Raw genomic sequence first — 21,660 nt, forward strand, 5'->3', positions numbered from 1 at the left:
GTAAGGCCGTGACGCTGAGCAATTGGGCGGGAAACACCGCATTCCGGGCAAGTGACGTCCATCACCCCTCCTCGCTCGACGAACTGCGCCGGCTCGTCGCGGGCAGCGCCCGCGTAAGGGCGCTCGGGAGCGGGCACTCGTTCAACGACGTCGCCGACACCACGGGCGACCTCGTCGTCCTCGACCGGATGCCGGACGCCGTCGAGATCGACAGCGCCGCCGCCCGGGTCCGGGTGCCGGCGCGCACGACGTACGCGCGGCTCGCCCGGCAGCTCGACGCGCACGGCCTCGCGCTGGCCAACCTGGCCTCGCTGCCGCACATCTCCGTCGCCGGCTCGGTCGCGACCGGCACCCACGGCTCCGGCGACGCCATCCCGAGCCTCGCCGCCGCCGTCTCCTCGCTCGACCTCGTCACCGCCGACGGCTCGACCCTCACCCTCGCCCGCGGCGACGCCGACTTCCCCGGCGCGGTGGTGGCGCTGGGTGCGCTCGGCGTCGTCACCTCGCTCACCCTCGACGTGGTGCCCGCCTTCGAGGTACGCCAGTACGTCCGCGAGGGCCTGCCGGTCGAGGCGCTGGCCCACTTCGACGACATCATGGCCGCCGGCTACAGCGTCAGCCTCTTCACCGACTGGCGCGAGACCCGCGTCTGGCTCAAGCGCACCGGCGAGCCGGCCGACCTGCCCGCCGACTGGTACGGCACCCGCCCCGCCGACGGCCCCCGCCACCCGCTGCCCGGCATGCCCGCCGACCCCTGCACCACGCAGCTCGGCGTGCCCGGCCCCTGGCACGAGCGGCTGCCGCACTTCCGCGCCGACTTCGAGCCCAGCGGCGCGGGCGACGAGCTGCAGTCGGAGCTGATCCTGCCGCGCGAGCACGCGGTCGAGGCGCTGCGCGCGCTGTTCGCGATCGGCGAGCGCATCCGGCCGGTGCTGCACATCTCCGAGGTGCGCACCGTGGCCGCCGACGACCTCTGGCTCAGCCCCTTCCACGGGCGCGACAGCGTCGGCATCCACTTCACCTGGCTCAAGGACCCGGAGGGCGTACGGCCCGTGCTGGAGCTGGTGGAGGAGACGCTGGCGCCGTACGAGCCGCGGCCGCACTGGGGCAAGCTGTTCACCCGGTGGCCCTCCTGCCCGGAGCGGTTCCGGTCGCTGGCCGCGCGGCTGGACCCCAAGGGCAAGTTCGCCAACGACTTCACCGGCCGCCTGCTGGGGGAGTAGCCCTACCGCCCGGGGAGTAGCCCGCCGGGCGCGGGCTGCGTCCACGGGCGTAGCCGTTCACCGGTCGCGGGGACGATGTGCCGGGGCCGCCCGTAGGCGATCGTCAGAGGCATGAGCGATCACCCCTTCAGGTTCGGCGCGGTCGCCGGACGAGCCCCCGACTGGTCCGGCCTGGCCCGGCGGGCCGAGGACCTCGGCTACGCCACGCTGCTGGTGCCGGACACGCTCGGCACGTTCTCGCCGTTCAGCGCCGTCGCCGCGGCGGCCGCGGTCACCAGCCGGCTGCGGGTGGGGACGTACGTGCTGAGCGTCGCCAACCGCACGCCGCGCGCCGTCGCCTGGGAGACCGCGACGCTGCGGGAGCTGTCCGGCGGGCGCTTCGAGCTGGGCCTCGGCGCCGGCCGCCCGGACGCCGCGCACGACGCCGCCGAGCTGGGCCTGCCCTTCGGCCCGGCCGGCGCGCGGGTGCGCAGGCTCGCCGACACGATCGACGCGGTCGCCGCGGAGGCGAAGGACGTGCCGATCCTCGTCGCCGCCTCCGGCACCCGGCTGCTGCGGCTGGCCGCCGCCAGGGCGGACACGGTCGCGCTCGGCGTCCCGCCGCACGCCACGGAGGAGCAGGTGGCGGCCAAGCTCGACGAGCTGTACGAGCTGGCCGGCGACCGCTTCCACGACCTGGAGCTCGGCATGAACCTGGCCGCCGCCGGCGCCGAGCCGCCCGCCTGGCTCGGCCCCCTCGGCCCCGACGCCACCGGCGTGCTGCGCGGCACGCCTGCGCGGATGGCGGACGTGCTGCGCCGCCGCAGGGACCGGCTCGGGGTGTCGTACGTCACGGTCAACGCGGCCTGCCTGGAGGCGTTCGCCCCCGTCGTCGAACTCCTCGCCGGAACCTGACGGAACCTGACAGGTACGTCCGCCAGCATGGACGCCATGACCGCAAAGGGAACCTTCGACACCGCGAACTGGGACGCCAAGCAGCCCTACGAGGAGCGCGACGGTGTCACGCTCGGCCTCGTCACCATGACGAAGACCTTCCACGGCGACCTCACCGGCACCAGCCTCGTCACGCTGATGATCGCCACGACCCCCGTGGAGGACTCCCGCTCGTACGTGGCGCTGGAGCGCATCGAGGGCACTCTGCACGGCCGGTCGGGCAGCTTCGTCGTCCAGCACAACGCGGTCAGCGACCGGGGCGCGCACGCGCTGCGCGTGTCGGTGGTGCCGGACTCGGCGACCGGGGAGCTGACCGGCCTGCGCGGCGAGATGCAGATCGTCATCGGCCCGGACGGCGGCCACTCCTACACCTTCGACTACACCCTTTGATGGCGTTCCTGGGCGGCTCCCGGTAGTGTACCGACCGGCCGGTACGCCAACCGCCGGGAGGAGTCACGCCATGTGGGACCCCGAACTCGCCGAGCTGCGCCGGCGCAGGGAGCTGGCCGAGCGCATGGGAGGCGAGGAGCGCGTCGCCCGTCAGCACGCCACCGGCCGCCTCACCGTGCGCGAGCGGCTGGCCGCGCTGACCGACTCCTGGCAGGAGATCGGCGCGCTGACCGGCCGGACCGCCGGTGCGGACTTCACGCCGTCCAACGTCATCATCGGCCGGGCCCGCCTCGACGGCCGCAGGATCGTGGTGTCCGGCGACGACTTCACCGTACGCGGCGGGGCCGCCGACGCCGCCATCCACGACAAGCAGATCCTGGCCGAGCGCATGGCGGGCGAAATGCGCGTCCCGCTCGTCCGGCTCATCGACGGCACGGGCGGCGGCGGCAGCGTCAAGCAGTTAGAGGAGTTCGGGCGCACCTACGTCCCGTACAACCCGGGCTGGGACCAGGTGGTGGCCAACCTCGGCCGGATCCCGGTGATCTCCCTGACCCTCGGCCCGGTGGCCGGGCTCGGCGCGGCCCGCCTGGTCACCTCGCACGTCTCGATCATGGTGAAGGCGCTGTCCCAGGTCTTCATCGCCGGCCCCGCCGTGGTGGAGGCGGGGATGGGGGAGAGCGTGGGCAAGGAGGAGCTCGGCGGCTGGCGGGTCGCCGCCGCGGCCGGCACCGTGGACCTGGTCGCGGGCACCGAGGAGGAGGCGTTCGCGCTCACCCGGCGGGTGCTGTCGTACCTGCCGCAGAACGCCTGGCAGCCGCCCCCGGTCACGCCGTCCGCCGACGCGCCCGACCGGACCGCTCCCGAGCTGCGCGAGCTCGTGCCGCGCGAGCGCCGCCGCCCCTACGACACGCGCCGGGCGCTCGACCTGGTCTTCGACACCGGCAGCGTCCTGGAGCTGGGCCGCCGCTTCGCCCCCTCCGTGATCACCGCTCTGGCGCGCCTGGACGGCCGTCCCGTGGCGGTCCTCGCCTCCGATCCCCGCGTCTACGGCGGCGGCATGACCGCGCAGGGCTCCGACAAGCTGGCGCGCTTCGTCGACCTGGCCGAGACCTTCCACCTGCCGGTGGTGCACCTGGTGGACCAGCCGGGCTTCGTCATCGGCACGGCCGCCGAGCGGGCCGGCACGATCCGCCGCGGCGCCCGCGCGCTCGCCGCCGTCTACCAGGCGACGGTCCCGTGGGCCTCGGTGCTGGTCCGCCGCGTCTTCGGCGTCGCAGGGGCCGCCCACCGGCCGCACGACCGCTACACCTTCCGGGTGGCCTGGCCGTCCGGCGACTGGGGCTCGCTGCCGATCGAGGGCGGCCTGGAGGTCGCCTTCAAGCGCCTGCTCGCCGAGGCGGGCGAGGACGCGGCGGCGCTCAAGGCGGAGATCGCCGAGCGGCTGGAGGCGGTGCGCTCGCCGTTCCGTACGGCGGAGGCGTTCCTGGTCGAGGACATCATCGACCCCGCCGACACCCGCCCGCTGCTGACCGACTGGGTGAAGGACGCCTACGCCGCCCTCGAACCGGGCCCCCGCTCCACCACCCGTCCCTGAGCCGGTCAGCCGCGCGGGCGGTGCACGACCTTGTCGGTCGAGCGGCCGGGATAGACGACGAGCAGGTGCTCCTCGCGCGGCGCGTCGGGGTCGTCCTCGTCCCACGGCAGCGTGCGGGCGTGGACGCGCAGCCGGTAGTGGCCGGGACCGGCGACGGCCAGGTCGGGCAGCGGCCCGGCCGCCCCGCTGCCGCCGCCCTGAGGGTAGGCCGGCACGACCAGGCGGCCGCTGCGGCTGGTCAGGCCCACCTCGACCACCTGCTTCCAGCCGGTGAGCCGGAGCGGCGGGGCGCGGTCGAACGCCTTGACCGTCAGGCACATCGCGTTCTCCTCGGACGTCGCGATGACGGCGGTGCCGCCCACGGCGTCGATGAACCCGTCCTCGCCGGCGTCGAAGATGTCGGCGACGTCGTCGCCGTCGCCGTAGATGTTCCCGGGATCGCCCGCGCTGTCGTCGCCTTCGTCGAAGACGGCGTAGCCGCCGCCTTCCGACAGCATGTACGCGGCCGTGCCCTGCCGCCTGGCGCGCGCCCCGGGCCACGGGTCGGCGCACCGGGCGTTGGCCGCGCCCTTCCACGCGGCCTCCTGCCGGTCGAGCTCGGCCTGCCGGCGGCGGGCTTCGGCGTCCTGCCGGGCGACGATGCCGGGACACAGGTACTCCAGGGCCGTGGCCAGCTCGATGGCGTCGGCCGTGCCGCCCGTCCGCTCGTGCAGCTCCTGCCGTTCGCGGTCGCCGGTCAGCGCGCACGCCTCGAAGCCGTGGGCGAGGATGCGCTGGTCGGCCACGTCCTCGGGGAACATCGTGTCCGCCGCGAAGGTCGAGCCCCTGGCCAGGCAGAGGAACGACCGCCGCCGCTCCTCGGATCCGAGGCCGGCCGGGGGCCGGAGCCGGTCGCGGCAGCCCTCGTCCGCGGCCGTGTAGGTGAGCCGGGCGTCCCCCTCGGCGCCGACCGCGGCGATCGGCAGCCCGAGCAGGACGACGGCGGCGGCGAGCAGCCGCGGCCTCCGCCCGGTTCCTGGCGTCGGAACCTGCCGGCGGGGCGCGGCGAGCTCGTGTGCGGTGCGTGCCGCCCACACGACGATCAGCCCGTCGAGCGCGTGCGCCGCGAGCGACAGGCCGCCGAAGGCGTCCCGTCCGACCTGGAGCAGCGTGTGGACCTGCGGGACGAGGAGAGCGGTCCAGCCGATGGCGATCGTGACGGCGCTGAACCGCCCGTCGCGTCCCTGCCCGGCGAGGATCATCGCCTTGCAGCCGAGGGTCGCCATCACCACCAGGAGCGACGCCGTCAGCAGCGGGACCTCGGCGAACGGCCGCAGCGCCGCGCCCAGGACCCCGGTCAGGCCGAGCCCGAGTGCGACGATCCGGAACCGGGCCGACACCCCGCCCAGGGCCCGCACCAGCAGGACCACGGTGGCGGCCCACACGGCCCGGCTCGCGGCATACTCCGCGACGTCGGACACCTCGTCGAGGAGTTCCCAGAGCAGCAGGTCGCCGGCCACGTCCGTGTAGAGCAGGCGTCGCAGCCACACCACGTCACGCGGCGGCACCCCGGTGCGCGGCGAGGCCGGGCCGCGCAGGATCTGCCACAGCGCCCACGCGTTGAGCAGACCGATCGCCGCGGCCAGGAGCCGGACCCCGTCGTCCCGCGGCCAGATGACCGTCGTCGCGACGAAGGTGAACCACCGCCCGTCGTCGTACCAGGCGGCTACGGCGACGGCGGTCAGGTAGAGCGCGACGGCGACGGCGGCCGGGCGCCCGAAGCGGTAGCGGGCGACGGCGGCCCTGAGTAAGGCGATGACGCGGATGATCTTAACGCTCCCCGGGCGGGGGCGAACGGAACAAGGCCCGTCCGATCGGACGGGCCTTGTTTTCTGTGGAGCTATGGGGATTCGAACCCCAGACCTCCTCCATGCCATGGAGGCGCGCTACCAACTGCGCTATAGCCCCTTGCGGTGAGTACGAGTGTATCGGACTCACCGACCACCCCGGACCTGCCTACTCCAGCAGGGCCCGCAGGATCTGCTCGGCGTGCGTCCACAGCAGGGAGCCGCCCGCGCCCGGGATCAGGTGGCGGCGGGCGCCGCGGATCCGCCGGGACAGGGTGAAACCCTGGTCGGGGGAGTGGTGCAGGTCGAGGTCGCCGTACCAGAGGTCGACCGGGACGGGGACCTCCGCGAGCGGGAACGGCCAGGCGCTCATGGCGAGCACGCTGTCGCGGGCGTAGCCGGCCGGGCCCTGGGCGAAGGCCTCGGTCATGGCCTGGCGGTAGGCGCGGGCGAAGTCGGGCCGCTCGTAGATCTCCCGGTCCACGGCGGGACTGTTGGGGACGATCATGTCCCAGAGGGCGTCGGGAGTGAGGGAGGAGAAGAACTTCTCGGCGGCGGCCGGGTCGGCGGCGACCGTCTCGACCAGCTCGCGGAAGTGGCCGGGCAGCGCCTCGGTCATGGTGGCGACCTCGTCGGCGCCCGAGACGATCGCCACCCGGCGCACGCCCGGGACGAACGCGCAGGCCAGTGCGAACGGGGCGCCCTGCGAGAAGCCGACCACGCGCGGCTCGTCGAGGCCGAGGGCGGCGACGTCGGCGGCCCAGGAGGTCAGGGTGCGGCCGGGATCGGGGTCGGAGGAGCCGAGGCCGGGCCGGTCCAGGGAGATGAGGCGGACGCCGAGCTCGTCCACGACGTCCGCGCCGAAGCCGAGCCAGCGGCTCGTGCCCGCCCCCGGGCAGAGCACGACCGGCGTCCCGGTGGCCGGGCCCCATTCGGCGCGGGCCAGGCGGCGGCCGTCGGGCAGGACGCTCTCGGCGAGCCGGGCCGGTGGGGTGATCAGGTCGTGCCGTGTCATGCCTGATACCTTGCTCGGCCCGGCCGGCTCCTCGCAAATCGTTTTCCGCGCCCGGTCAGCCGACGGTCAGCCGATGGTCAGCCGACCGCACGGGCCTTGTCGATGAGGGTCGTCAGCTCGCTCACCATCGGGTCCTCCGCCAGGGAGGCGAGCCGGGTGGAGTGCTCGGCGAGGTCCGGCAGGTCCAGCCCGAACGCCTGCCGCTCCCGCAGGTACATGGCGAACGCCGCCACCAGCACGTCCACCTGGAGCCGTACCGGCGTGCCCTTGTCCCACACGCCCTTGGCCAGGTCGGCGGCCCGCAGCGACTTGCCGGCCTCCGACGCCTCGCGGGTGTCGGGGTCCTGCCAGCGGACCGTGGCCTGGGCGAGCTGCCCGCGCGCCCCCGGCTTGAGCTTGAGCGCGTAGAGGGCGGTCACCGCGTGGCCGGGGCCGATCTCGCCGCCGTCGCGGCTGTCGTCGCGGAACTCCTCGGTGGTCAGGGCTCGGTTCTCGTAGCCGATGAGCCGGTAGGTGTCGACGGCGGACGGGTTGAAGACCACCTGGGCCTTGGCGTCGCGGGCGCGCAGCTCGATGGTGGCCGTGAGCTGGGTGGTGAAGAGCTTGTCCGCGTCCTGCTGGGAGCTGACGTACACGGCCATGCCGTCGCCGTTGTCGGCGAGCTGCTCCATCAGGGTGTCGCCGTACTCGCGGCCGACGCCGACGGTGAGCAGCGTGACCTGGCGGGCCGCGTACTCCTTGGCCTGGGCGAGGATGCCCTGCCACGCGGTCTCGCCCTGGTTGGCGAGGCCGTCGGAGAGCAGGATGACCCGGTTGGTGGCGGCGGGGCGGAACGCCTTGGCCGCCTCCTGGTAGCCGGCGACCAGACCGCTCTCCAGGTTAGTGCCGCCCTCGACGTCGAGCCGGTCCACGGCGGCCGACAGCTCGGCGCGGGCGGTGAGCGGGGTCATCGAGGCCAGCACCTCGGCCTCGTCGCTGAAGGCCACGATCGACACCTGGTCGCCGGGCGCGAGCTGGTCGAGCAGCGTGCGCAGGGAGGATTTGACCAGGTCGAGGCGGCCGGGCTCGGCCATCGAGCCGGACACGTCGACCACGAAGGTGAGGTTGACCGGCCGGCGCGCGGCGGCCTCGGTGGCGCGGGTCTGCAGGCCCACCCGCAGCACGGCCTCGTCCCGGCGGCCGGGCAGCAGGGCGCCGTCCACGTGCACCGCGAACCCGTCGTCCGGCGGCTGCTCGTAGTCCTGGCGGAAGGCGTTGACCCACTCCTCGGGACGGATCCGGTCCGGCTCGGGCCAGCGGCCCTCCTGCAGGGCGCGGCGGGCGTAGCCGTACGAGGCGGTGTCCACGTCCAGCGCGAACGTGGAGATCTGAGCCGTGGCCGTCTCCTGCTCGTCCTTCGCCGACGACTCCGGCCGGGCGGGGCCCTGGGACGCGGCGGGCGCGTTGGCGCGCTCGGCGCTCCCCGTGCTGCCGCCGGAGCCGCCGCACCCGGCGAGCACGAGGACGGCGACCAGTCCGGAGCCGATCAATAACGGGCGGATTCTCATTCCTCAACCACCTCCGACCCCTTACGACGGCGGCTGACCGGTGGTTGGCCGGGGCGGTGACGTAAGCGAGCACAAACCGCGATCGATACGTGATCAGTTGTGACAATCGGTGCAAATGAGATAGACCTGGCTGGCATGCGCGTCTACCTCGGTATAGCCGCGAAGCACGGGGAGATCCCTCTTCCTGTCCTGGAGAAGGCCCGTAGCGTCATCGAGCTCGCCTTCCCCGTGCCCCCGGACGTCATCCGCGGCCGGGAATGGCACGGCAGGGGCGTCTCCCTGCTCGGCTGGACCAACGAGCCCGACGACCTCCGTCAGCCGCCGCTGCTGTCCGAGCACGGCGGCCGGGTCATCGGGCTGAACGGCCACCTGGCCGACCCCGCCGACGTCGCCCGGCTGCCCCGCGACCCCGGCGACCCGCTGGGCGGCTGCTTCTCCTCCTGGTACGCGCGCGACGGCGAGCTGGGCGCGAGCACGGCGATCAACCGGGTGTGCCCCGTCTTCCACGCCGAGACGCCCGACCTGTACCTCATCGGCAGCCGCGCCCTGCTCGTGCACCTGATGGCCCAGCCGGGCGACCGCGTCGAGCACGACGTCCTGGCGCTCCAGACGATGGTCAGGCAGGGGTTCTTCCTGTCGGACGAGACGCCGTACAAAGGGGTGTCGGCGCTGCGGCCCAGCACGCGCGTCGAGGTGCGCGACGGCCGGCGGGTGATCGTCGAGACCCCGCTGCCGCAGGCGGCGCCGCCCCCGGCGAGCCGCCGGGCCAAGCGGGCGGCCGTGGACGAGCTGGCCGACGCGCTGCTCGCCACCGTCGAGCCGCTGCGCTCCCTGGGCGAGCCGGTCAACCTGGCGCTGACCGGCGGGCGCGACACCCGCGTCCTGGCGGCGCTGCTGCACGCCGCGCGGGTGCCGTTCCGGGTGACGACGAACGGCCTCGACACCCACCCCGACGTGATCATCGCGCGGCGGATCGCCGCCGAGCTGAAGGTCGAGCACACGGTCATCGCGCCGCCGCAGACGGCCGCCAAGGACGCCGTGCTGGTGGAGCACCCGCTGGCCCGCGCCTGGGAGACGCTGCGCACGTGCGAGGGCATGACCTCGGCGTACGAGTCGATCGTGAGCTACCTGCCGTACTCCGGCAAGCCCACCATGTCCGGGCAGAGCGGCGAGACGCTGCGCGCGGGCAGCCTCAACCTCCTGCAGACCGACCTCGGCGACAAGGCCCTGCTGCGCCGGATCACCACGACCTTCTGCAAGGACGACAAGCTGTTCACGGCCGAGGCCAACGAGCACGCCCGCGAGCTGGCCCGCCCCTGGCAGGAGCGGCCCGACCGGCTGGAGGCGCTCGACCACATCTACATCTGGTACAAGGTCGGCCGATGGCAGGCCAGCGCGCGGGCCGGCGCATTGCGCCGGGGCGATCCGGTGCGGCCGTTCCTGGACAACCGGGTGGTGCGCGCGGCGCTCGCCCTCGACCAGCGCTGGCGGCTGTCGGAAGAGGTGATCTACCAGCTCGTCGTGCGCTTCGCGCCCCGCCTGCGTGACGTGCCGATCGAGGGCAAGCCGTGGCGCTTCGCGGAGGGCATGACCCGGCGCCTGCCGTGGACGCACGTCCCGCCGCCCGCCATGCCGACCGTGAAGACCGGCGGCGGCTGGAGCTGGCGGACCAGCCCCGGGCCCGCGCTCACGGACGTGCTGCGCCGGCAGGTGCTCGGCAGCCTCGACGCGCTCGCGCCCATCGTGAACCCCGACGAGGCGCGGGCCCTGTTCGCCGACCCGGTGGTCAAGAAGCCCGCGCTCGCCTGGCACCTCTACACCGTGAGCGCCCTGCTCACCGGGCTCTACCCCGGCAAGCAGCCCGAGGGGCTGGAGCCGATCACGGTCTCCAGGCCGGATCCCGGCCGATGAGGCCGAGGAACCGCTCCAGCGCGGGCGCGTCCGCCGGCACGGCGACCTCCTCGCCGAACGCGCCCCGCGCCCGGCCGATCGGCGCCATGTCCTTGGCGAAGGCGAGCAGCCTGGCCGCGGTCGCCTCCTCCACCTCGTAGCCGCGGCCGGTCGCCCGGGAGAGGTCCCAGCCGTGGGCGACCAGGTCGGTGAGCGCCATGTGGGCGAGGACGGTGCGCGGCAGCCCGCCCATGGCCTCGCTGACGCCCTCCCACGACTCCGGCTTGTCCCAGGCGATCAGCATGCGCTCGACCCGCTCGGGGAAGTCGCCGGTGTACTCCTTCGGAGGCAGGAACCCGCCGCCGCCCGCGACCGACTCGAACAGCGAGGCGCCCCACTCCAGGTGGTTGATCAGCCCCCGGACGTCGAACTCCTGGCACGGCGTGGGCCGGCCGAACTCCTCCTCGGGAATGCTGGTGACCAGGTCGGCGGTGCGCTGGGCGGCCCCGCGCAGCATCGGCAGCAACTCTTCTCTCATGAGCTACAGGATGCCAGCGCCCGGTCCTCCTCCGTGATCCGAATCGTGAGAAGAACCGCGTTGGCCGCCGTGAAGACCAGCGCGGTGAGCCAGGCGGTGTGGACGAGCGGCAGCGCCAACCCCTCCGCCACGACGGCCACGTAGTTGGGGTGCCGCACCCACCGGTACGGCCCGCCGCTCACCAGCGGCAGCCCCGGCACCACGACCACCCGCGTGTTCCACTGCCGCCCCAGCGTCCCGATGCACCACCAGCGCAGCGCCTGCGCGAGCAGCACCACGGCGAGCATCGGCCAGCCCAGCGCCGGCACGAACGGCCGCCCGAGCAGCCACACCTCGGCCGGCGCGGCCACCAGGAGCGCCACGTGCGCCGCCACGATCCAGGGGTAGTGGCGCCTGCCGTGCTCGACGCCGCCCCGCGCCCGCGCCCACGCCAGATTGCGCCGGGCCACGACCAGCTCGGCCAGCCGTTCCATGACGACCAGCCCGATCAGCACCAGGTAGGCGTTCACCAGTGCAGCAGGAGCAACTCGGCGGAGAAGCCCGGCCCCAGGGCCATCAGCACCGCGGGCGCCCCCGGCCGGCCGCGCGTCTCCTGCAGCACGTTGAGCACCGACACCGACGACAGGTTGCCGTGCCGGCGCAGCGAGCGCCAGGTCACCTCGACCGCCTTGGGCGGCAGGCCCAGCGTCTCCACGATCTTCTCGATGACCTTGGGGCCGCCGGGGTGGCAGATCCAGGTGCCCACCTGGTCGGGGGTCAGGCCGTAGTCGGCGAGGAAGGCCCGGATGTCGCCCGCCAGCACCTCCTCGACGAAGCCGGTCAGGTCGGCGTCCAGGACGAGGCGGAAGCCGTGGTCGCCGACCTCCCAGCCCATCAGGTGCTCGGTGCCGGGATACAGCCGGCTGCGGGTCGCCACGACCTCCGGCCCCCGTCCGCGCCCGGTCGCCACGACGGCTCCCGCGGCGTCGCCGAACAGGCCGCTCGCCACGAGGTTCGCGATCGAGGTGTCGTCCCGCTGGATGGTGAGCGAGCACAGCTCCAGGCACACCAGGACCGCGACGTGGTCCGGCCAGCCGCGCAGGTAGTCGTACAGGCGGGACAGGCCCGACGCCCCGGCCGCGCACCCCAGGCCGAAGACCGGCAGCCGCTTGACGTCCGGCCGCAGCCCCATGCGTTTGGCCAGCCGCGCGTCCAGCGAGGGCGTGGCCAGGCCCGTGGTCGAGCAGAACAACAGGTGGTCGACCCGCTTCGGCTCCACGCCCGCCTGGTCGAGCGCGGCCGTCAGCGCCCGCTCGGTCAGGTCGAGGCCGAGCTCCACGTACGCGTCGTTGGCCCGGCCGAAGGAGTCGAGCTTGGCGTAGTCCTCCAGCGGGAGCGCGAGACTGCGGCCCGTCACGCCGGTCGCCTCGTGGAAGCGCCGCAGGAGGTCCTCGTCGCAGTGGGTCAGACGGGCGAACGCCTCGGTGATCTCCGCCTGCTCGTAGCGGTGATCGGGGAGAACCGTCTGTACCGCCGTGATATGCATGCACTTCCTCTGCCGCTGGAGGAGCCCAGCTAACATGCGCTCATGCTCCTCCCCGACCCGGCCCGGCCGCACCGGGTCGCCGCGCTGGCCTTCGACGGGATGGCGCCGTTCGAGCTGGGCTGCGTGGTGGAGCTGTTCGGGCTGCCCCGGCCGGAGCTGGCCGAGCTCGGCGTGCCCTGGTACGACCTCAGGGTGTGCGCGGCGTCCCCGGAGCCGCTGCGGGTAGTGGGCGGCTTCACCATGAGCGCCGAGCACGGGCTCGACGTGCTGGCCGAGGCCGACACGGTGATCGTTCCCGGGGTGGCGGACGTGCGCGGGCCGGTGCCGGACCCGCTCGTGGCCGCGCTGCGCCGGGCGCACGGGCGCGGCGCGCGGATGGTGTCGATCTGCTCGGGCGCCTTCGCGCTGGCCGCCGCCGGGCTGCTCGACGGCCGCCCGGCCACCACCCACTGGAGGTACGCCGCCCTGCTCCAGGAGCGTTTCCCCGCCGTCCGGGTCAACCCGTCGGTCCTGTACGTGGACGACGGCGACGTGCTGACCAGCGCGGGCAGCGCCGCCGGGCTCGACCTGCTGATCCACCTCGTCCGCACCGACCACGGCCCGCGCGTCGCCAACACGGTCGCCCGCCGCCTGGTCGTGCCGCCGCACCGGGAGGGCGGGCAGGCCCAGTTCATCGAGGCGGCGGTCACGCCGGCCGGCGGCGACGACGCGGTGGCGCGGGCGATGGCGTGGGCGATGGAGCACCTGGCCGGGCCGATCACCGTGGCCGACCTGGCGCACGTGGCGACCATGTCGCAGCGCTCGTTCATCAGGCACTTCCACCGGCGGACCGGCACCAGCCCGCTGCGGTGGGTGATCGCGCAGCGGGTGGCGGCCAGCCTGCCGATGCTGGAGTCCACCGGGGTCCCGGTGGAGGAGATCGGGGCGGCGGTGGGGTTCGAGAGCGCGGTGACGTTCCGGCGTCACTTCACCAGGGCCATGCGGACGTCGCCGTCCGCCTACCGCAGGGCGTTCGCCGGAGGTCAGGGCAGCAGGCCCGCGACGAGCGCGCGCAGCCCCCGGTCGTAGGTGTCCCTCGCGGTGAGCTCCGCCCACCGCGGCCCCACCTCGGCCAGGCGCGGGAACGCGCCCGCGTCCAGCTCCGCGAACACCCGCTCCCGGTAGGTGCTCCCGCCCTCCGCCCGCCGCCCGGCCGCCGCCGCCCTGGCGCCGATCTCGCCGGCGGTGTAGTGCCAGATGATCCGGTACGCCGAGACCGCGTCCTCCATCGCCAGCCCCGCCGCCAGGGCCGCATCGATGATCTTCTCCGGGTACCAGAGCCCGCCGACGGACAGCAGGTCGTCGGCGCGCAGCACGTCCACGATCCACGGGCAGCCGGCCAGCGCCTCGCGCATCGCGGTGGCCACGGCGACGACGCGCTCGCGCGGCTCATCCGGCAGCTCCTCCTCGGCCGGGCGGGCGTGGCCCGTCGCGTAGTCGTCGAGGAGGAGCAGGAGGAGCTCCTCCTTGTCGCGTACGTGGTGGTAGAGGGCCATGGCCGTGCTGCCGACCTCGCGGGCGAGGCGGCGCATGGTCAGGCTCGCCACGCCGTCCTCCTCGATGACCCGGTGGGCGGCGGTCACGATGTCGGCCCTGGAGATCTTCGGCGGGCGGCCGGTGCGCGCTGGCATCCTGTCATGTTACTTTCTATACATGTATAAAAACTCCTTCGCGAGCCGGGCGGCCGTGGGGGCGCTCGCGTACGGCGTCGCCGTCGGCACGCTGCAGATGACCGTGGTCGTGCCGCTGCTGCCCCGGCTGGCGCGCGAGCTCGCCGCCTCGCCCGCCTCCGTCTCCTGGACGCTCACCGCCGGGCTCCTGTCCGGCGCGGTCGCCATCCCGGTGCTGTCCCGCCTCGGCGACCTGTACGGGCGGCGGATGATGTCCCTGGTCACCCTCGCGCTGCTGGTGGCCGGATCGGTGCTCAGCGCCGTGTCGGACACGCTCGCGCCCATGATCGCGGGACGCGTGCTGCAAGGGCTGGCCGCGCCGCTGCTCCCGCTCGCCATCGGCCTGGTCAGGCAGGCGCTGCCCGCCGAGCGGCTGCCGTCGGCCATCGGGGTGCTGAGCGCCACCATCGGCGTCGGCAGCGGCGGCGGCGTGATCGTCGCGGGACTGGTCGACGGGGACAGGCGGACCGTGTTCTGGCTGCTCGCCGGGCTGGCGGCGCTGGCATTCTTCCTGGTCGCGGCCACCGTGCGGGAGGGGCTGCGGACGCGGGGGCGGCCGGGGGAGCGGCTGGACCTCACCGGGGCGGTGCTCGTCTCGGGCTGGCTCGTCTGCCTCCTGCTCGCGCTCAGCAAGGGCGCCGAGTGGGGCTGGACGTCGCCGGTCACCCTGGCGCTGCTGGCCGCCGCCGTGGCGGTGGCGGCCTGCTGGGTGGCCGCCGCGCGCCGGGCGCCGTCCCCGCTGATCGAGATCCCGATGCTGCTGCACCGGAGCACCGTGGGGGCCACGGTGGCGTCGTTCCTGATCGGGTTCGCGCTGTTCGCCGCGATCACCACGGTGTCGGCGTACGCGCAGGGCACGCTCGGCGCGTCCGTGCTCCAGGTGGGGCTGTACCTGCTGCCGACGACGGTGCTGATGCTCGCGGTCTCCGTGCTGGCCGGCCCGCTGATGCGCCGCTTCGCCCCCGCCACGCTGGTCGCGGGCGGCTCGGCGCTGGTGACGCTCGCCGCCGCCTGGCTCGCCGTGCTGCGCGGCGGCGGACCGGGGCTGTACGCCGCCACGGCCGTGCTCGGCCTCGGCGTCGGACTCGGTTACGCGGCGCTCGGCACCATGGCCGTCCAGCACGTCGAACCCGCCAGGACCGCTGCGGCCGGAGGCGTCAACGCGCTGGTGAGGGTGCTCGGCAGCAGCCTGGCCGGAGCGGTGGGCGCGGTGGTCCTGGCCGCTGGCGGTCCCGGCTGGGCCTTCACCCTCGCCGCGGGGGCGGCGCTGGTCGCGGCTCTCTTCGCCGCCGTACACGGAAGGGTGCGCATCGCATGACCGGGGACCGGCGGCTCGTCGCCTGGGGTGACGAGCTGATCAAGCTGCACGACGGCTTCCGCCGCGATCTCGCCGCCCTGCGCGCCGGGCTGCGCGGGCCGGGCGGGGGCGAGTTGCGTACGCACTGCCTGGCGTTCTGCGACGCCCTGCACGCCCATCACGAGGGTGAGGACGCCACGTTGTTCCCGCACCTGGCCGCCGGGCATCCCGATCTGGCGGAGGTCCTGCGCCGGCTCGGCGCCGAGCACCGGGTGGTGGCCCGGCTCCTGGAGCGCGTCCGGCGGCTGCTGGACGAGGAAGGGGCGGGGGAGGGCGTCGCGGACGAGGTGGAGCGGCTGACCCGCGAGCTGGAGGCCCACCTGGACTACGAGGAGGAGCACCTGGTTCCCGTGCTCAACCGGATGACCGCGCTTCCTGACGGCGTCTGATCGCTGGCCATTTCGAACTGGCGTTCGTATAATGGAGGAATGGATCTCACGCCGAAGGACCTTCCCGAGCTCTGGCGGCCGCCGATCGTTCTTCGCGCCGGCGCGGCGCGCTATCTGCTCGCCTGGGGCGACGACGCCGCGGGCGAACGATGGGGTTTCCTGCTGTGGCCGCCGCGGGCGCGGCCGGCGGACGACGGCGTCGCGCACGAGGGGCAGGCGCGCTGGGTGCCCTGGGAGGACATCCGCCCGGTCACGGGCGAGGACTACAGCACCGTTCCGGTGGCGGACGCGTTGCTGTGAGGTGAGAAGAGGACACAACCTGGCCGCTTCGGCTGGCACGGTGGTCGTCGAGCGGGCCGCTTGCCTTGCCCGCTCGACGACCACCGTCCGCAAGGAGCGATCATGTCCGTCGACGCCGTGACCCACCTCAACTTCCGTGGTGACGCCCGCGAGGCGCTCGCCTTCTACCAGTCCGTGTTCGGCGGCGACGTGGTCGCCGTCACCTACAAGGACGCCGGGAACGTCCAGGACCCCGCCGAGGCCGACCAGGTCATGTGGGGCCAGGTGAGCGCGCCCAACGGGTTCCGCGTGATGGCCTACGACGTGCCGTCGGGCCAGCCGTGGGACCAGGGCCAGAACGCGTTCTTCCTCTCGCTGCGCGGCCAGGACGCCGACGAGGTGACCGCGTACTGGGAGAAGCTCGCCGTCGGGGCGAGCGTGCTGCGGCCGTTCGAGCCCGCCGCGTGGGCGACGCTCTACGGCATGCTGAAGGATCGCTTCGGCGTCACCTGGGTGGTGGACGTCGTCAGCCCGTACGTGCCGTCCTGACCCCCGCGGCGAAGGTCAGGCGGGGACGCGGCCGACGCCGGCCAGGATGCCGGACCGCACGTAGTCGTGCTCCCCGCCGGGCGCGCCGTCCGGCGTCCAGTCGGCGACCGGCACCACGCCGGGCCCGACCAGCTCCAGCCCGTCGAAGAAGGCGGCGATCTGGCCGTGGTCACGCCGCGCGAGGCCGCCGGAGGGCGTGTTCGCGTAGACCTGGCGCCCGGCCTGTACGGCGTCCTCGCCGGCGTCGCCCGCGTACAGGTGCGACAGCACGAGATGCCCGCCGGGCCGCAGCCGCTCCCGCACCCGCGCCGTGATGCGCCCGGCCTCGGCGTCGTCGGGGACGAAGTGCAGCACGGCGACCATGAGGACGGCGAACGGCTGCGACAGGTCCAGGTGCCCGGCCACGCGCGGGTCGTCGAAGATCGCGTCGGGGTCCTTGAGGTCGCCCCGCACGACGATGACGTCGGGGTCCGTGGCGAGCAGGGCGCGGGCGTGGGTGAGGACGATCGGGTCGTTGTCCACGTACACGACCCGCGAGCCCGGCCCGTGCCGCCGGGCGACCTGGTGGACGTTGTCCTGTGTGGGCAGCCCGGCGCCGATGTCCAGGAACTGGCGCACGCCCGCCTCGGCCAGCATGCGCACCGCCCGCCCGAGGAAGGCGCGGTTGGCGAGGGCGATCTCGCGGGCGTCGTTGCCGAGCCGCCGGCCGAGCTCGATCATCTGCTCGGCGGCCTCGCGGTCCACGGCGAAGTTGTCCCGGCCGCCGAGGTAGTAGTCGTACATGCGGGCGACGCTCGGCACGCTGGGGTCGATCCCGGCCGGCACGCGGTCCGTCTCGGTCATGTCCCGACTTTAGGTCCAAGCCGGACACGGCGGAAGATCACACCCGCCGGAACGTGTGCCGGTACGCCAGCGGCGCCACCCCCACCGCCGCGTGCAGGTGCTGGCGCAGCGAGACCGCCGTGCCGAACCCGGCCCGCCTGGCCACCTCCTCCACCCCGAGGTCGGTGGTCTCCAGCAGGTGCCGGGCGTGCTGCACCCGCTGGGCGGCCAGCCACCTGGCCGGGCTCACCCCGGTCTCCTCGCGGAAGCGCCGGGTGAAGGTGCGCACGCTCATCCTGGCGTGCCCGGCGAGGGCGTTGAGGTCGAGCGGGCGGTCGAGGTGGGCGAGCATCCACTCCCGGGTTTCGCCCAGGCCGCCGGCCGTCTCGTCCGGCAGCGGCCGCTCGACGTACTGGGCCTGGCCGCCGTCCCGCCACGGCGGCATCACGCACCGGCGGGCGGTGCGGTTGGCCACCTCGCTGCCGTGGTCACGCCTGATGACGTGCAGGCACAGGTCCATGCCGGCGGCCACGCCGGCCGAGGTCAGCACGTCGCCGTCGTCCACGAACAGCACGTCGGGGTCCAGCCTCACCTGCGGGAACAGCTCCGCGAACCGAGGCGCCTCCCGCCAGTGCGTGGTGGCCGGACGGCCGTCGAGGAGCCCGGCCGCGGCCAGCACGAACGCCCCCGTGCAGATCGACATCACCCGCGGCCGGTCGCGCAGGGCGGCGCGCAGCTCGGCCGACAGCGTGCCGTCCTTGAGCACCCGGCCCGCGTGGATGCCGGGCACGAGAACGGTGTCGGCCGTGTCGAGCACGTCGAGGTCGTGGTCGGGCTGGACGCTGTAGCCGGCCGAGCAGCGCACCGGCCGGCGGCCCTCGGAGCAGGTCACCACCTCGTACAGCTTCTCGCCGCCGGGGGTCTCCGCGGCCCAGAAGACCTGGCCGGGGATGCCGAAGTCGAGAGGGGCGAAGTGGTTGAGCGCGACCACGGCGATACGATGACGGCGCATGGCCGGATTCTTGCACATATTGGCTTTCCGGCCACTCGTCCCCGTACTGGCAGAACCCCCAGGATTGCCGCATGACCTCCAGCACCACCCCCGCCCGCGCCCCCGTCGCCGGGCCGGCCCGCCGCGGCCCGCACCGCGCCTGGTACGTCGCGGCCGTCGCCTTCGTGGCGATCCTGGGCGCGGCCGGGTTCCGCGCCACGCCCGGCGTGCTCATCACGCCGCTGCGCGCGGAGTTCGGCTGGTCCACCGGCACCGTATCGCTGGCGGTGTCGGTCAACCTGATCCTGTACGGCCTCACGGCACCCTTCGCCGCCGCGCTCATGGACCGGTTCGGCATGCGCCGCGTGGTCGCGCTGGCCCTGCTGCTGATCGCGGCGGGCAGCGGGCTGACCGTGTTCATGACCGCGAGCTGGCACCTCCTGCTGTTCTGGGGCATCTTCGTCGGGCTCGGGACGGGCTCGATGGCGCTGGTGTTCGCCGCGACCGTGGTGGACCGCTGGTTCGTCCGGCACCGGGGGCTGGTCACCGGCATCCTCACGGCGGCCGGGGCGACCGGGCAGCTCATCTTCCTGCCCGTCCTCGCCCAGCTCGCCGAGGGGCCCGGCTGGCGCTGGGCCTCGCTCGCGGTCGCCGGGTCGGCGCTGGCGGTGGTGCCGTTCGTGTGGTGGCTGCTGCGCGACCGCCCCGAGGACGTCGGCACGACGGCGCTCGGCGCCGAGCCCGGCCAGGAGCGCCCCGCCCCGGGCGGCGGCAACGCGGCGTTCCGCGCGCTCGCCGTGCTCGGCCGGGCGGCTCGTACGCGCCCGTTCTGGCTGCTCGCGGGCGGCTTCGCGATCTGCGGCGCGAGCACGAACGGCCTGGTCGGCACCCACTTCATCCCCGCCGCGCACGACCACGGCATGGCCGAGCCCGTCGCGGCCGGGCTGCTCGCCGTCATCGGGATCTTCGACATCGCCGGCACCGTCGCCTCGGGCTGGCTCAGCGACAGGATCGACCCGAAGGTGCTGCTCGGCCTCTACTACGGGCTGCGCGGGCTGTCGCTGATGGTGCTGCCCAGCCTGTTCGCGGCCACGACCGAGCCCAGCATGCTGATCTTCATCATCTTCTACGGCCTGGACTGGGTGGCCACCGTGCCGCCCACCGTGGCGCTGTGCCGCCGCGTCTACGGCGCGGACGGGGCCGTGGTGTTCGGCTGGGTGTTCGCCTCCCACCAGGTGGGGGCCGCGTTCGCCGCCGTCGCCGCCGGGCTCACCCGTGACCACCTCGGCGCCTACGACCTCGCCTGGTACGGGGCGGGCGCGCTCTGCCTCCTCGCCGCCGGCATGTCCCTGGCGATCAGGCATGCTAGGACCCGATGAACGAAGATTTGTACGTGCTGCCGCTGGTCGTCAGGATCGAGCGGGCCACGCCCCCCGAACGCACCGACGCGCTGGAGGCCGCCGCCATGGCGGTGCTCGGCCTGCTCGACGACCCGGGGGAGTGGTCCGCCGAGCTGGACGCGTGGCAGTCCACCGGGAAGATCCGCAAGGTCGTGCGCAGGGCGCGCGGCGCCGAGTGGCGGCGGGCCGTCGCGCTGCCGGGCCGCACGGTCGAGCACCGCACGGCCGAGGTCCGCGTCCATCCGCCGGTGCCGCTGGACGACTGGCCGCGCGACCTCGCCCGGCTGCAGGTCGGGGGCACCGAGCTGAGCGACGCCCACGAGCCGCCGCCCGCCGTCCCGCCGGTGCTGTGGGCCAACCCCGGCCTGGAGATGACCGCGGGCAAGGCCATGGCGCAGGCCGGGCACGCGGCCCAGCTCGCCTGGTGGGCCAGCGACGCCGCCGGGCGCGCGGCCTGGCGGGCCGCGGGGCTCGCCGTCTCGGTCCGCACCGCCCCGGCGCGGGACGACTTCGACGCCATGGTCGCGGCCGGGCTGCCGGTCGTCCGCGACGCCGGGTTCACCGAGATCGAGCCGGGCTCGTGCACGTTCGTCGCCGACGCGCCCTGGCTCCGGGGCCGGGTCGCTAGATCGTGAAGATGTCGGCCAGCACGCCGCCGGCCGCGGTGATCCGGGCCGGCGACGGGCTGTCGTAGACGACCATCAGCCGGCCGTCGGCCAGCCGCGCCAGTCCTTCAGGGTGGTCGCAGCCGGCCCCGTACGGCAGGTCCATGACGACCTCCAGCTCGCCCGCGGGCACCACGCCCGACCGCCGCCCCGGCCACCAGCGCCGCACGTGCACCGGGCCGTCGAGCGCCATGGACGGTCCGGTGAGCAGCAGCAGGCCCGCGCTGTCAGGGTCGCCGTCGGGGTCGCCGTCCGGGCACAGGTCCCGCACGCCGAGCCCGCCGAGGTCGAGGAAGTGCTTGCGGTACGGCTCGCGCAGCCGCAGCCGCCCCCGTCCCGTCTCCTCCAGCCGCAGCTCCAGCACCACCGCCCAGCCGCGCAGGACCGGGCCGCGCAGCCCGAGGTAGACCCGCTCGCCCACCACGGCGATGCCCTCGACGTCGAGGCCGTTGTCCTTGCCGGGAATCGACAGGAACGGCCCGAGATGCGGGTCGTCGCGCAGGTGCGCCGCGAGACCGCGCTCCCCGGACAGCACCGCCCCCGCGCCGGGCTCCTCGCCCTGCAGCGGCAGCCGGGCGAGGATGTAGCGGTTCTCCTCCCTGACCAGGGTGGCCAGGCGGGCGGCGGCCTTGGCCGGGTCCTTCGACTTGACCCGCTTGCGCTTCAGGCTGTGCGAGCCGACCACCCACAGGTGCCCGCCGGCCCGCGCCATGCCCTCGATGTCGGCCTCGTCGTCCGGGCCGGCGGGGAGGTCGATGTAGTCCGCCAGGCGGAACGTGCGCTGGTCGCCGAAATGGTCGCCGGTCCAGGCCAGGTGCTCGAAGGAGGCGGTCTCGTCGCCGGCCACCCAGAGGCCGTGGGGGCTCTGGCGGAGCGCCGAGAGGTTCGTATGGGTCTGGGACGCCCGCGAGGCGTGATCGAAGCGGAGCTCCACCTGTTGCACGACGCCATGATTGCACTTCGGTCGCATCACCTACGGAATGGCGGGATATGTCGTACGCTCCCGTCGTGCTCGATG

22 protein-coding genes and 1 tRNA gene are annotated in these 21,660 nt (G+C 74.2%); 12 read left to right on the forward strand and 11 right to left on the reverse strand.

What is annotated here, in order from left to right; translation table 11 throughout:
- Positions 1 to 8: 8 nt before the first annotated feature.
- The 4 genes from AC27IY_RS09100 (at position 9) to AC27IY_RS09115 (ending at position 4,140) form a co-directional block, all read left to right on the forward strand.
- Entirely contained in the window at positions 9 to 1,223 is a 1,215-nt protein-coding gene (locus tag AC27IY_RS09100) for an FAD-binding protein (protein WP_423478087.1), read from the forward strand.
- 111 nt (positions 1,224 to 1,334) lie between these two features.
- The gene (locus AC27IY_RS09105; RefSeq protein WP_487177650.1) at positions 1,335 to 2,117 is read left to right on the forward strand and encodes an LLM class flavin-dependent oxidoreductase; all 783 of its coding nucleotides are present in this window, start codon (positions 1,335 to 1,337) and stop codon (positions 2,115 to 2,117) included.
- 36 nt (positions 2,118 to 2,153) lie between these two features.
- Positions 2,154 to 2,546, forward strand: coding sequence for a DUF3224 domain-containing protein (locus AC27IY_RS09110; RefSeq protein ID WP_487177651.1), 393 nt, complete (start codon positions 2,154 to 2,156; stop codon positions 2,544 to 2,546).
- Positions 2,547 to 2,616: 70 nt separating this feature from the next.
- Positions 2,617 to 4,140: an acyl-CoA carboxylase subunit beta gene (locus AC27IY_RS09115; protein WP_487177652.1), complete on the forward strand. Its 1,524-nt coding sequence runs from the start codon at positions 2,617 to 2,619 to the stop codon at positions 4,138 to 4,140.
- 5 nt (positions 4,141 to 4,145) lie between these two features.
- Here the strand turns inward: AC27IY_RS09115 and AC27IY_RS09120 are convergent, their stop codons facing one another.
- From AC27IY_RS09120 to AC27IY_RS09135, 4 genes are all read right to left on the reverse strand, one after another.
- Positions 4,146 to 5,672: a hypothetical protein gene (locus tag AC27IY_RS09120; protein ID WP_487177653.1), complete on the reverse strand. Its 1,527-nt coding sequence runs from the start codon at positions 5,670 to 5,672 to the stop codon at positions 4,146 to 4,148.
- Positions 5,673 to 6,014: 342 nt separating this feature from the next.
- A tRNA-Ala gene (locus AC27IY_RS09125) sits at positions 6,015 to 6,087 on the reverse strand.
- Positions 6,088 to 6,135: 48 nt separating this feature from the next.
- Positions 6,136 to 6,981, reverse strand: a complete 846-nt coding sequence (locus tag AC27IY_RS09130) for an alpha/beta fold hydrolase (RefSeq protein ID WP_487177654.1) — start codon at positions 6,979 to 6,981, stop codon at positions 6,136 to 6,138.
- 77 nt (positions 6,982 to 7,058) lie between these two features.
- Positions 7,059 to 8,528, reverse strand: a complete 1,470-nt coding sequence (locus AC27IY_RS09135) for a vWA domain-containing protein (RefSeq protein WP_487177655.1) — start codon at positions 8,526 to 8,528, stop codon at positions 7,059 to 7,061.
- A gap of 135 nt (positions 8,529 to 8,663) precedes the next feature.
- Between AC27IY_RS09135 and AC27IY_RS09140 the strand changes: the two genes are divergently transcribed.
- Positions 8,664 to 10,439 (forward strand): asparagine synthase-related protein, encoded by a 1,776-nt coding sequence (locus AC27IY_RS09140; protein ID WP_423478095.1) that lies wholly within the window; start codon positions 8,664 to 8,666, stop codon positions 10,437 to 10,439.
- Here the strand turns inward: AC27IY_RS09140 and AC27IY_RS09145 are convergent.
- From AC27IY_RS09145 to AC27IY_RS09155, 3 genes are read right to left on the reverse strand one after another with little or no spacing between them, the layout of a single operon-like run.
- Positions 10,408 to 10,956: a TIGR03086 family metal-binding protein gene (locus AC27IY_RS09145; RefSeq protein WP_344218747.1), complete on the reverse strand. Its 549-nt coding sequence runs from the start codon at positions 10,954 to 10,956 to the stop codon at positions 10,408 to 10,410. The two genes, AC27IY_RS09140 and AC27IY_RS09145, sit on opposite strands and share 32 nt — an antisense overlap.
- Entirely contained in the window at positions 10,953 to 11,465 is a 513-nt protein-coding gene (locus tag AC27IY_RS09150; protein WP_449957609.1) for an isoprenylcysteine carboxyl methyltransferase family protein, read from the reverse strand. Before AC27IY_RS09150 ends, AC27IY_RS09145 begins: the two co-directional genes overlap by 4 nt.
- Positions 11,462 to 12,481, reverse strand: coding sequence for a type III polyketide synthase (locus AC27IY_RS09155; protein ID WP_423452975.1), 1,020 nt, complete (start codon positions 12,479 to 12,481; stop codon positions 11,462 to 11,464). The genes AC27IY_RS09150 and AC27IY_RS09155 overlap by 4 nt, the downstream gene beginning before the upstream one ends.
- A 42-nt stretch (positions 12,482 to 12,523) precedes the next feature.
- Between AC27IY_RS09155 and ftrA the strand changes: the two genes are divergently transcribed.
- A complete protein-coding gene (gene ftrA / locus AC27IY_RS09160; protein ID WP_449957607.1) occupies positions 12,524 to 13,549 on the forward strand; it encodes a transcriptional regulator FtrA in 1,026 nt (341 codons plus the stop codon).
- Here the strand turns inward: ftrA and AC27IY_RS09165 are convergent.
- Positions 13,504 to 14,151: a TetR/AcrR family transcriptional regulator gene (locus AC27IY_RS09165; protein ID WP_371252426.1), complete on the reverse strand. Its 648-nt coding sequence runs from the start codon at positions 14,149 to 14,151 to the stop codon at positions 13,504 to 13,506. The two genes, ftrA and AC27IY_RS09165, sit on opposite strands and share 46 nt — an antisense overlap.
- Before the next feature lie 22 nt (positions 14,152 to 14,173).
- Here AC27IY_RS09165 and AC27IY_RS09170 point away from each other — a divergent pair, with 22 nt between their 5' ends.
- The 4 genes from AC27IY_RS09170 to AC27IY_RS09185 all read left to right on the forward strand — a co-directional run bounded on the left by AC27IY_RS09170 (position 14,174) and on the right by AC27IY_RS09185 (position 16,764).
- Entirely contained in the window at positions 14,174 to 15,508 is a 1,335-nt protein-coding gene (locus tag AC27IY_RS09170; RefSeq protein ID WP_449957604.1) for an MFS transporter, read from the forward strand.
- Positions 15,505 to 15,936, forward strand: a complete 432-nt coding sequence (locus tag AC27IY_RS09175; protein ID WP_423452982.1) for a hemerythrin domain-containing protein — start codon at positions 15,505 to 15,507, stop codon at positions 15,934 to 15,936. The genes AC27IY_RS09170 and AC27IY_RS09175 overlap by 4 nt, the downstream gene beginning before the upstream one ends.
- A gap of 39 nt (positions 15,937 to 15,975) precedes the next feature.
- Complete coding sequence (locus AC27IY_RS09180) at positions 15,976 to 16,236, forward strand: hypothetical protein (RefSeq protein WP_329592168.1); 261 nt, start codon at positions 15,976 to 15,978, stop codon at positions 16,234 to 16,236.
- Between the two features lie 102 nt (positions 16,237 to 16,338).
- Entirely contained in the window at positions 16,339 to 16,764 is a 426-nt protein-coding gene (locus AC27IY_RS09185; protein ID WP_344218763.1) for a VOC family protein, read from the forward strand.
- Between the two features lie 15 nt (positions 16,765 to 16,779).
- Here AC27IY_RS09185 and AC27IY_RS09190 read toward each other — a convergent pair whose 3' ends face one another.
- Together AC27IY_RS09190 and AC27IY_RS09195 are read right to left on the reverse strand one after the other, a co-directional pair.
- Positions 16,780 to 17,607 (reverse strand): SAM-dependent methyltransferase, encoded by an 828-nt coding sequence (locus AC27IY_RS09190; RefSeq protein ID WP_423452985.1) that lies wholly within the window; start codon positions 17,605 to 17,607, stop codon positions 16,780 to 16,782.
- Between the two features lie 37 nt (positions 17,608 to 17,644).
- Positions 17,645 to 18,598: a GlxA family transcriptional regulator gene (locus AC27IY_RS09195; protein WP_487177656.1), complete on the reverse strand. Its 954-nt coding sequence runs from the start codon at positions 18,596 to 18,598 to the stop codon at positions 17,645 to 17,647.
- 71 nt (positions 18,599 to 18,669) lie between these two features.
- Here AC27IY_RS09195 and AC27IY_RS09200 point away from each other — a divergent pair, with 71 nt between their 5' ends.
- Entirely contained in the window at positions 18,670 to 19,956 is a 1,287-nt protein-coding gene (locus tag AC27IY_RS09200) for an MFS transporter (RefSeq protein ID WP_487177657.1), read from the forward strand.
- Entirely contained in the window at positions 19,953 to 20,612 is a 660-nt protein-coding gene (locus AC27IY_RS09205; RefSeq protein ID WP_344218771.1) for a peptidyl-tRNA hydrolase, read from the forward strand. The genes AC27IY_RS09200 and AC27IY_RS09205 overlap by 4 nt, the downstream gene beginning before the upstream one ends.
- Here AC27IY_RS09205 and AC27IY_RS09210 read toward each other — a convergent pair.
- Positions 20,602 to 21,585, reverse strand: coding sequence for a DUF3616 domain-containing protein (locus AC27IY_RS09210; RefSeq protein WP_423478101.1), 984 nt, complete (start codon positions 21,583 to 21,585; stop codon positions 20,602 to 20,604). The two genes, AC27IY_RS09205 and AC27IY_RS09210, sit on opposite strands and share 11 nt — an antisense overlap.
- Between the last annotated feature and the right edge of the window lie 75 nt (positions 21,586 to 21,660).

The organism is Nonomuraea sp. B208 (assembly GCF_057536035.1).

Excerpts from the sequence above, each read along its gene's own strand:
- AC27IY_RS09110 (WP_487177651.1), top strand. The coding sequence starts at position 2,154 with ATGACCGCAAAGGGAACCTTCGACACCGCGAACTGGGACGCCAAGCAG.
- AC27IY_RS09205 (WP_344218771.1), top strand. The coding sequence starts at position 19,953 with ATGAACGAAGATTTGTACGTGCTGCCGCTGGTCGTCAGGATCGAGCGG.
- AC27IY_RS09190 (WP_423452985.1), bottom strand. The coding sequence starts at position 17,607 with ATGACCGAGACGGACCGCGTGCCGGCCGGGATCGACCCCAGCGTGCCG.
- AC27IY_RS09145 (WP_344218747.1), bottom strand. The coding sequence starts at position 10,956 with ATGAGAGAAGAGTTGCTGCCGATGCTGCGCGGGGCCGCCCAGCGCACC.
- AC27IY_RS09155 (WP_423452975.1), bottom strand. The coding sequence starts at position 12,481 with ATGCATATCACGGCGGTACAGACGGTTCTCCCCGATCACCGCTACGAG.
- AC27IY_RS09170 (WP_449957604.1), top strand. The coding sequence starts at position 14,174 with ATGTATAAAAACTCCTTCGCGAGCCGGGCGGCCGTGGGGGCGCTCGCG.
- AC27IY_RS09115 (WP_487177652.1), top strand. The coding sequence starts at position 2,617 with ATGTGGGACCCCGAACTCGCCGAGCTGCGCCGGCGCAGGGAGCTGGCC.
- AC27IY_RS09135 (WP_487177655.1), bottom strand. The coding sequence starts at position 8,528 with ATGAGAATCCGCCCGTTATTGATCGGCTCCGGACTGGTCGCCGTCCTC.
- AC27IY_RS09105 (WP_487177650.1), top strand. The coding sequence starts at position 1,335 with ATGAGCGATCACCCCTTCAGGTTCGGCGCGGTCGCCGGACGAGCCCCC.
- AC27IY_RS09195 (WP_487177656.1), bottom strand. The coding sequence starts at position 18,598 with ATGCGCCGTCATCGTATCGCCGTGGTCGCGCTCAACCACTTCGCCCCT.
- AC27IY_RS09175 (WP_423452982.1), top strand. The coding sequence starts at position 15,505 with ATGACCGGGGACCGGCGGCTCGTCGCCTGGGGTGACGAGCTGATCAAG.
- AC27IY_RS09185 (WP_344218763.1), top strand. The coding sequence starts at position 16,339 with ATGTCCGTCGACGCCGTGACCCACCTCAACTTCCGTGGTGACGCCCGC.
- AC27IY_RS09140 (WP_423478095.1), top strand. The coding sequence starts at position 8,664 with ATGCGCGTCTACCTCGGTATAGCCGCGAAGCACGGGGAGATCCCTCTT.
- AC27IY_RS09180 (WP_329592168.1), top strand. The coding sequence starts at position 15,976 with ATGGATCTCACGCCGAAGGACCTTCCCGAGCTCTGGCGGCCGCCGATC.
- ftrA (WP_449957607.1), top strand. The coding sequence starts at position 12,524 with ATGCTCCTCCCCGACCCGGCCCGGCCGCACCGGGTCGCCGCGCTGGCC.
- AC27IY_RS09200 (WP_487177657.1), top strand. The coding sequence starts at position 18,670 with ATGACCTCCAGCACCACCCCCGCCCGCGCCCCCGTCGCCGGGCCGGCC.
- AC27IY_RS09130 (WP_487177654.1), bottom strand. The coding sequence starts at position 6,981 with ATGACACGGCACGACCTGATCACCCCACCGGCCCGGCTCGCCGAGAGC.
- AC27IY_RS09165 (WP_371252426.1), bottom strand. The coding sequence starts at position 14,151 with ATGCCAGCGCGCACCGGCCGCCCGCCGAAGATCTCCAGGGCCGACATC.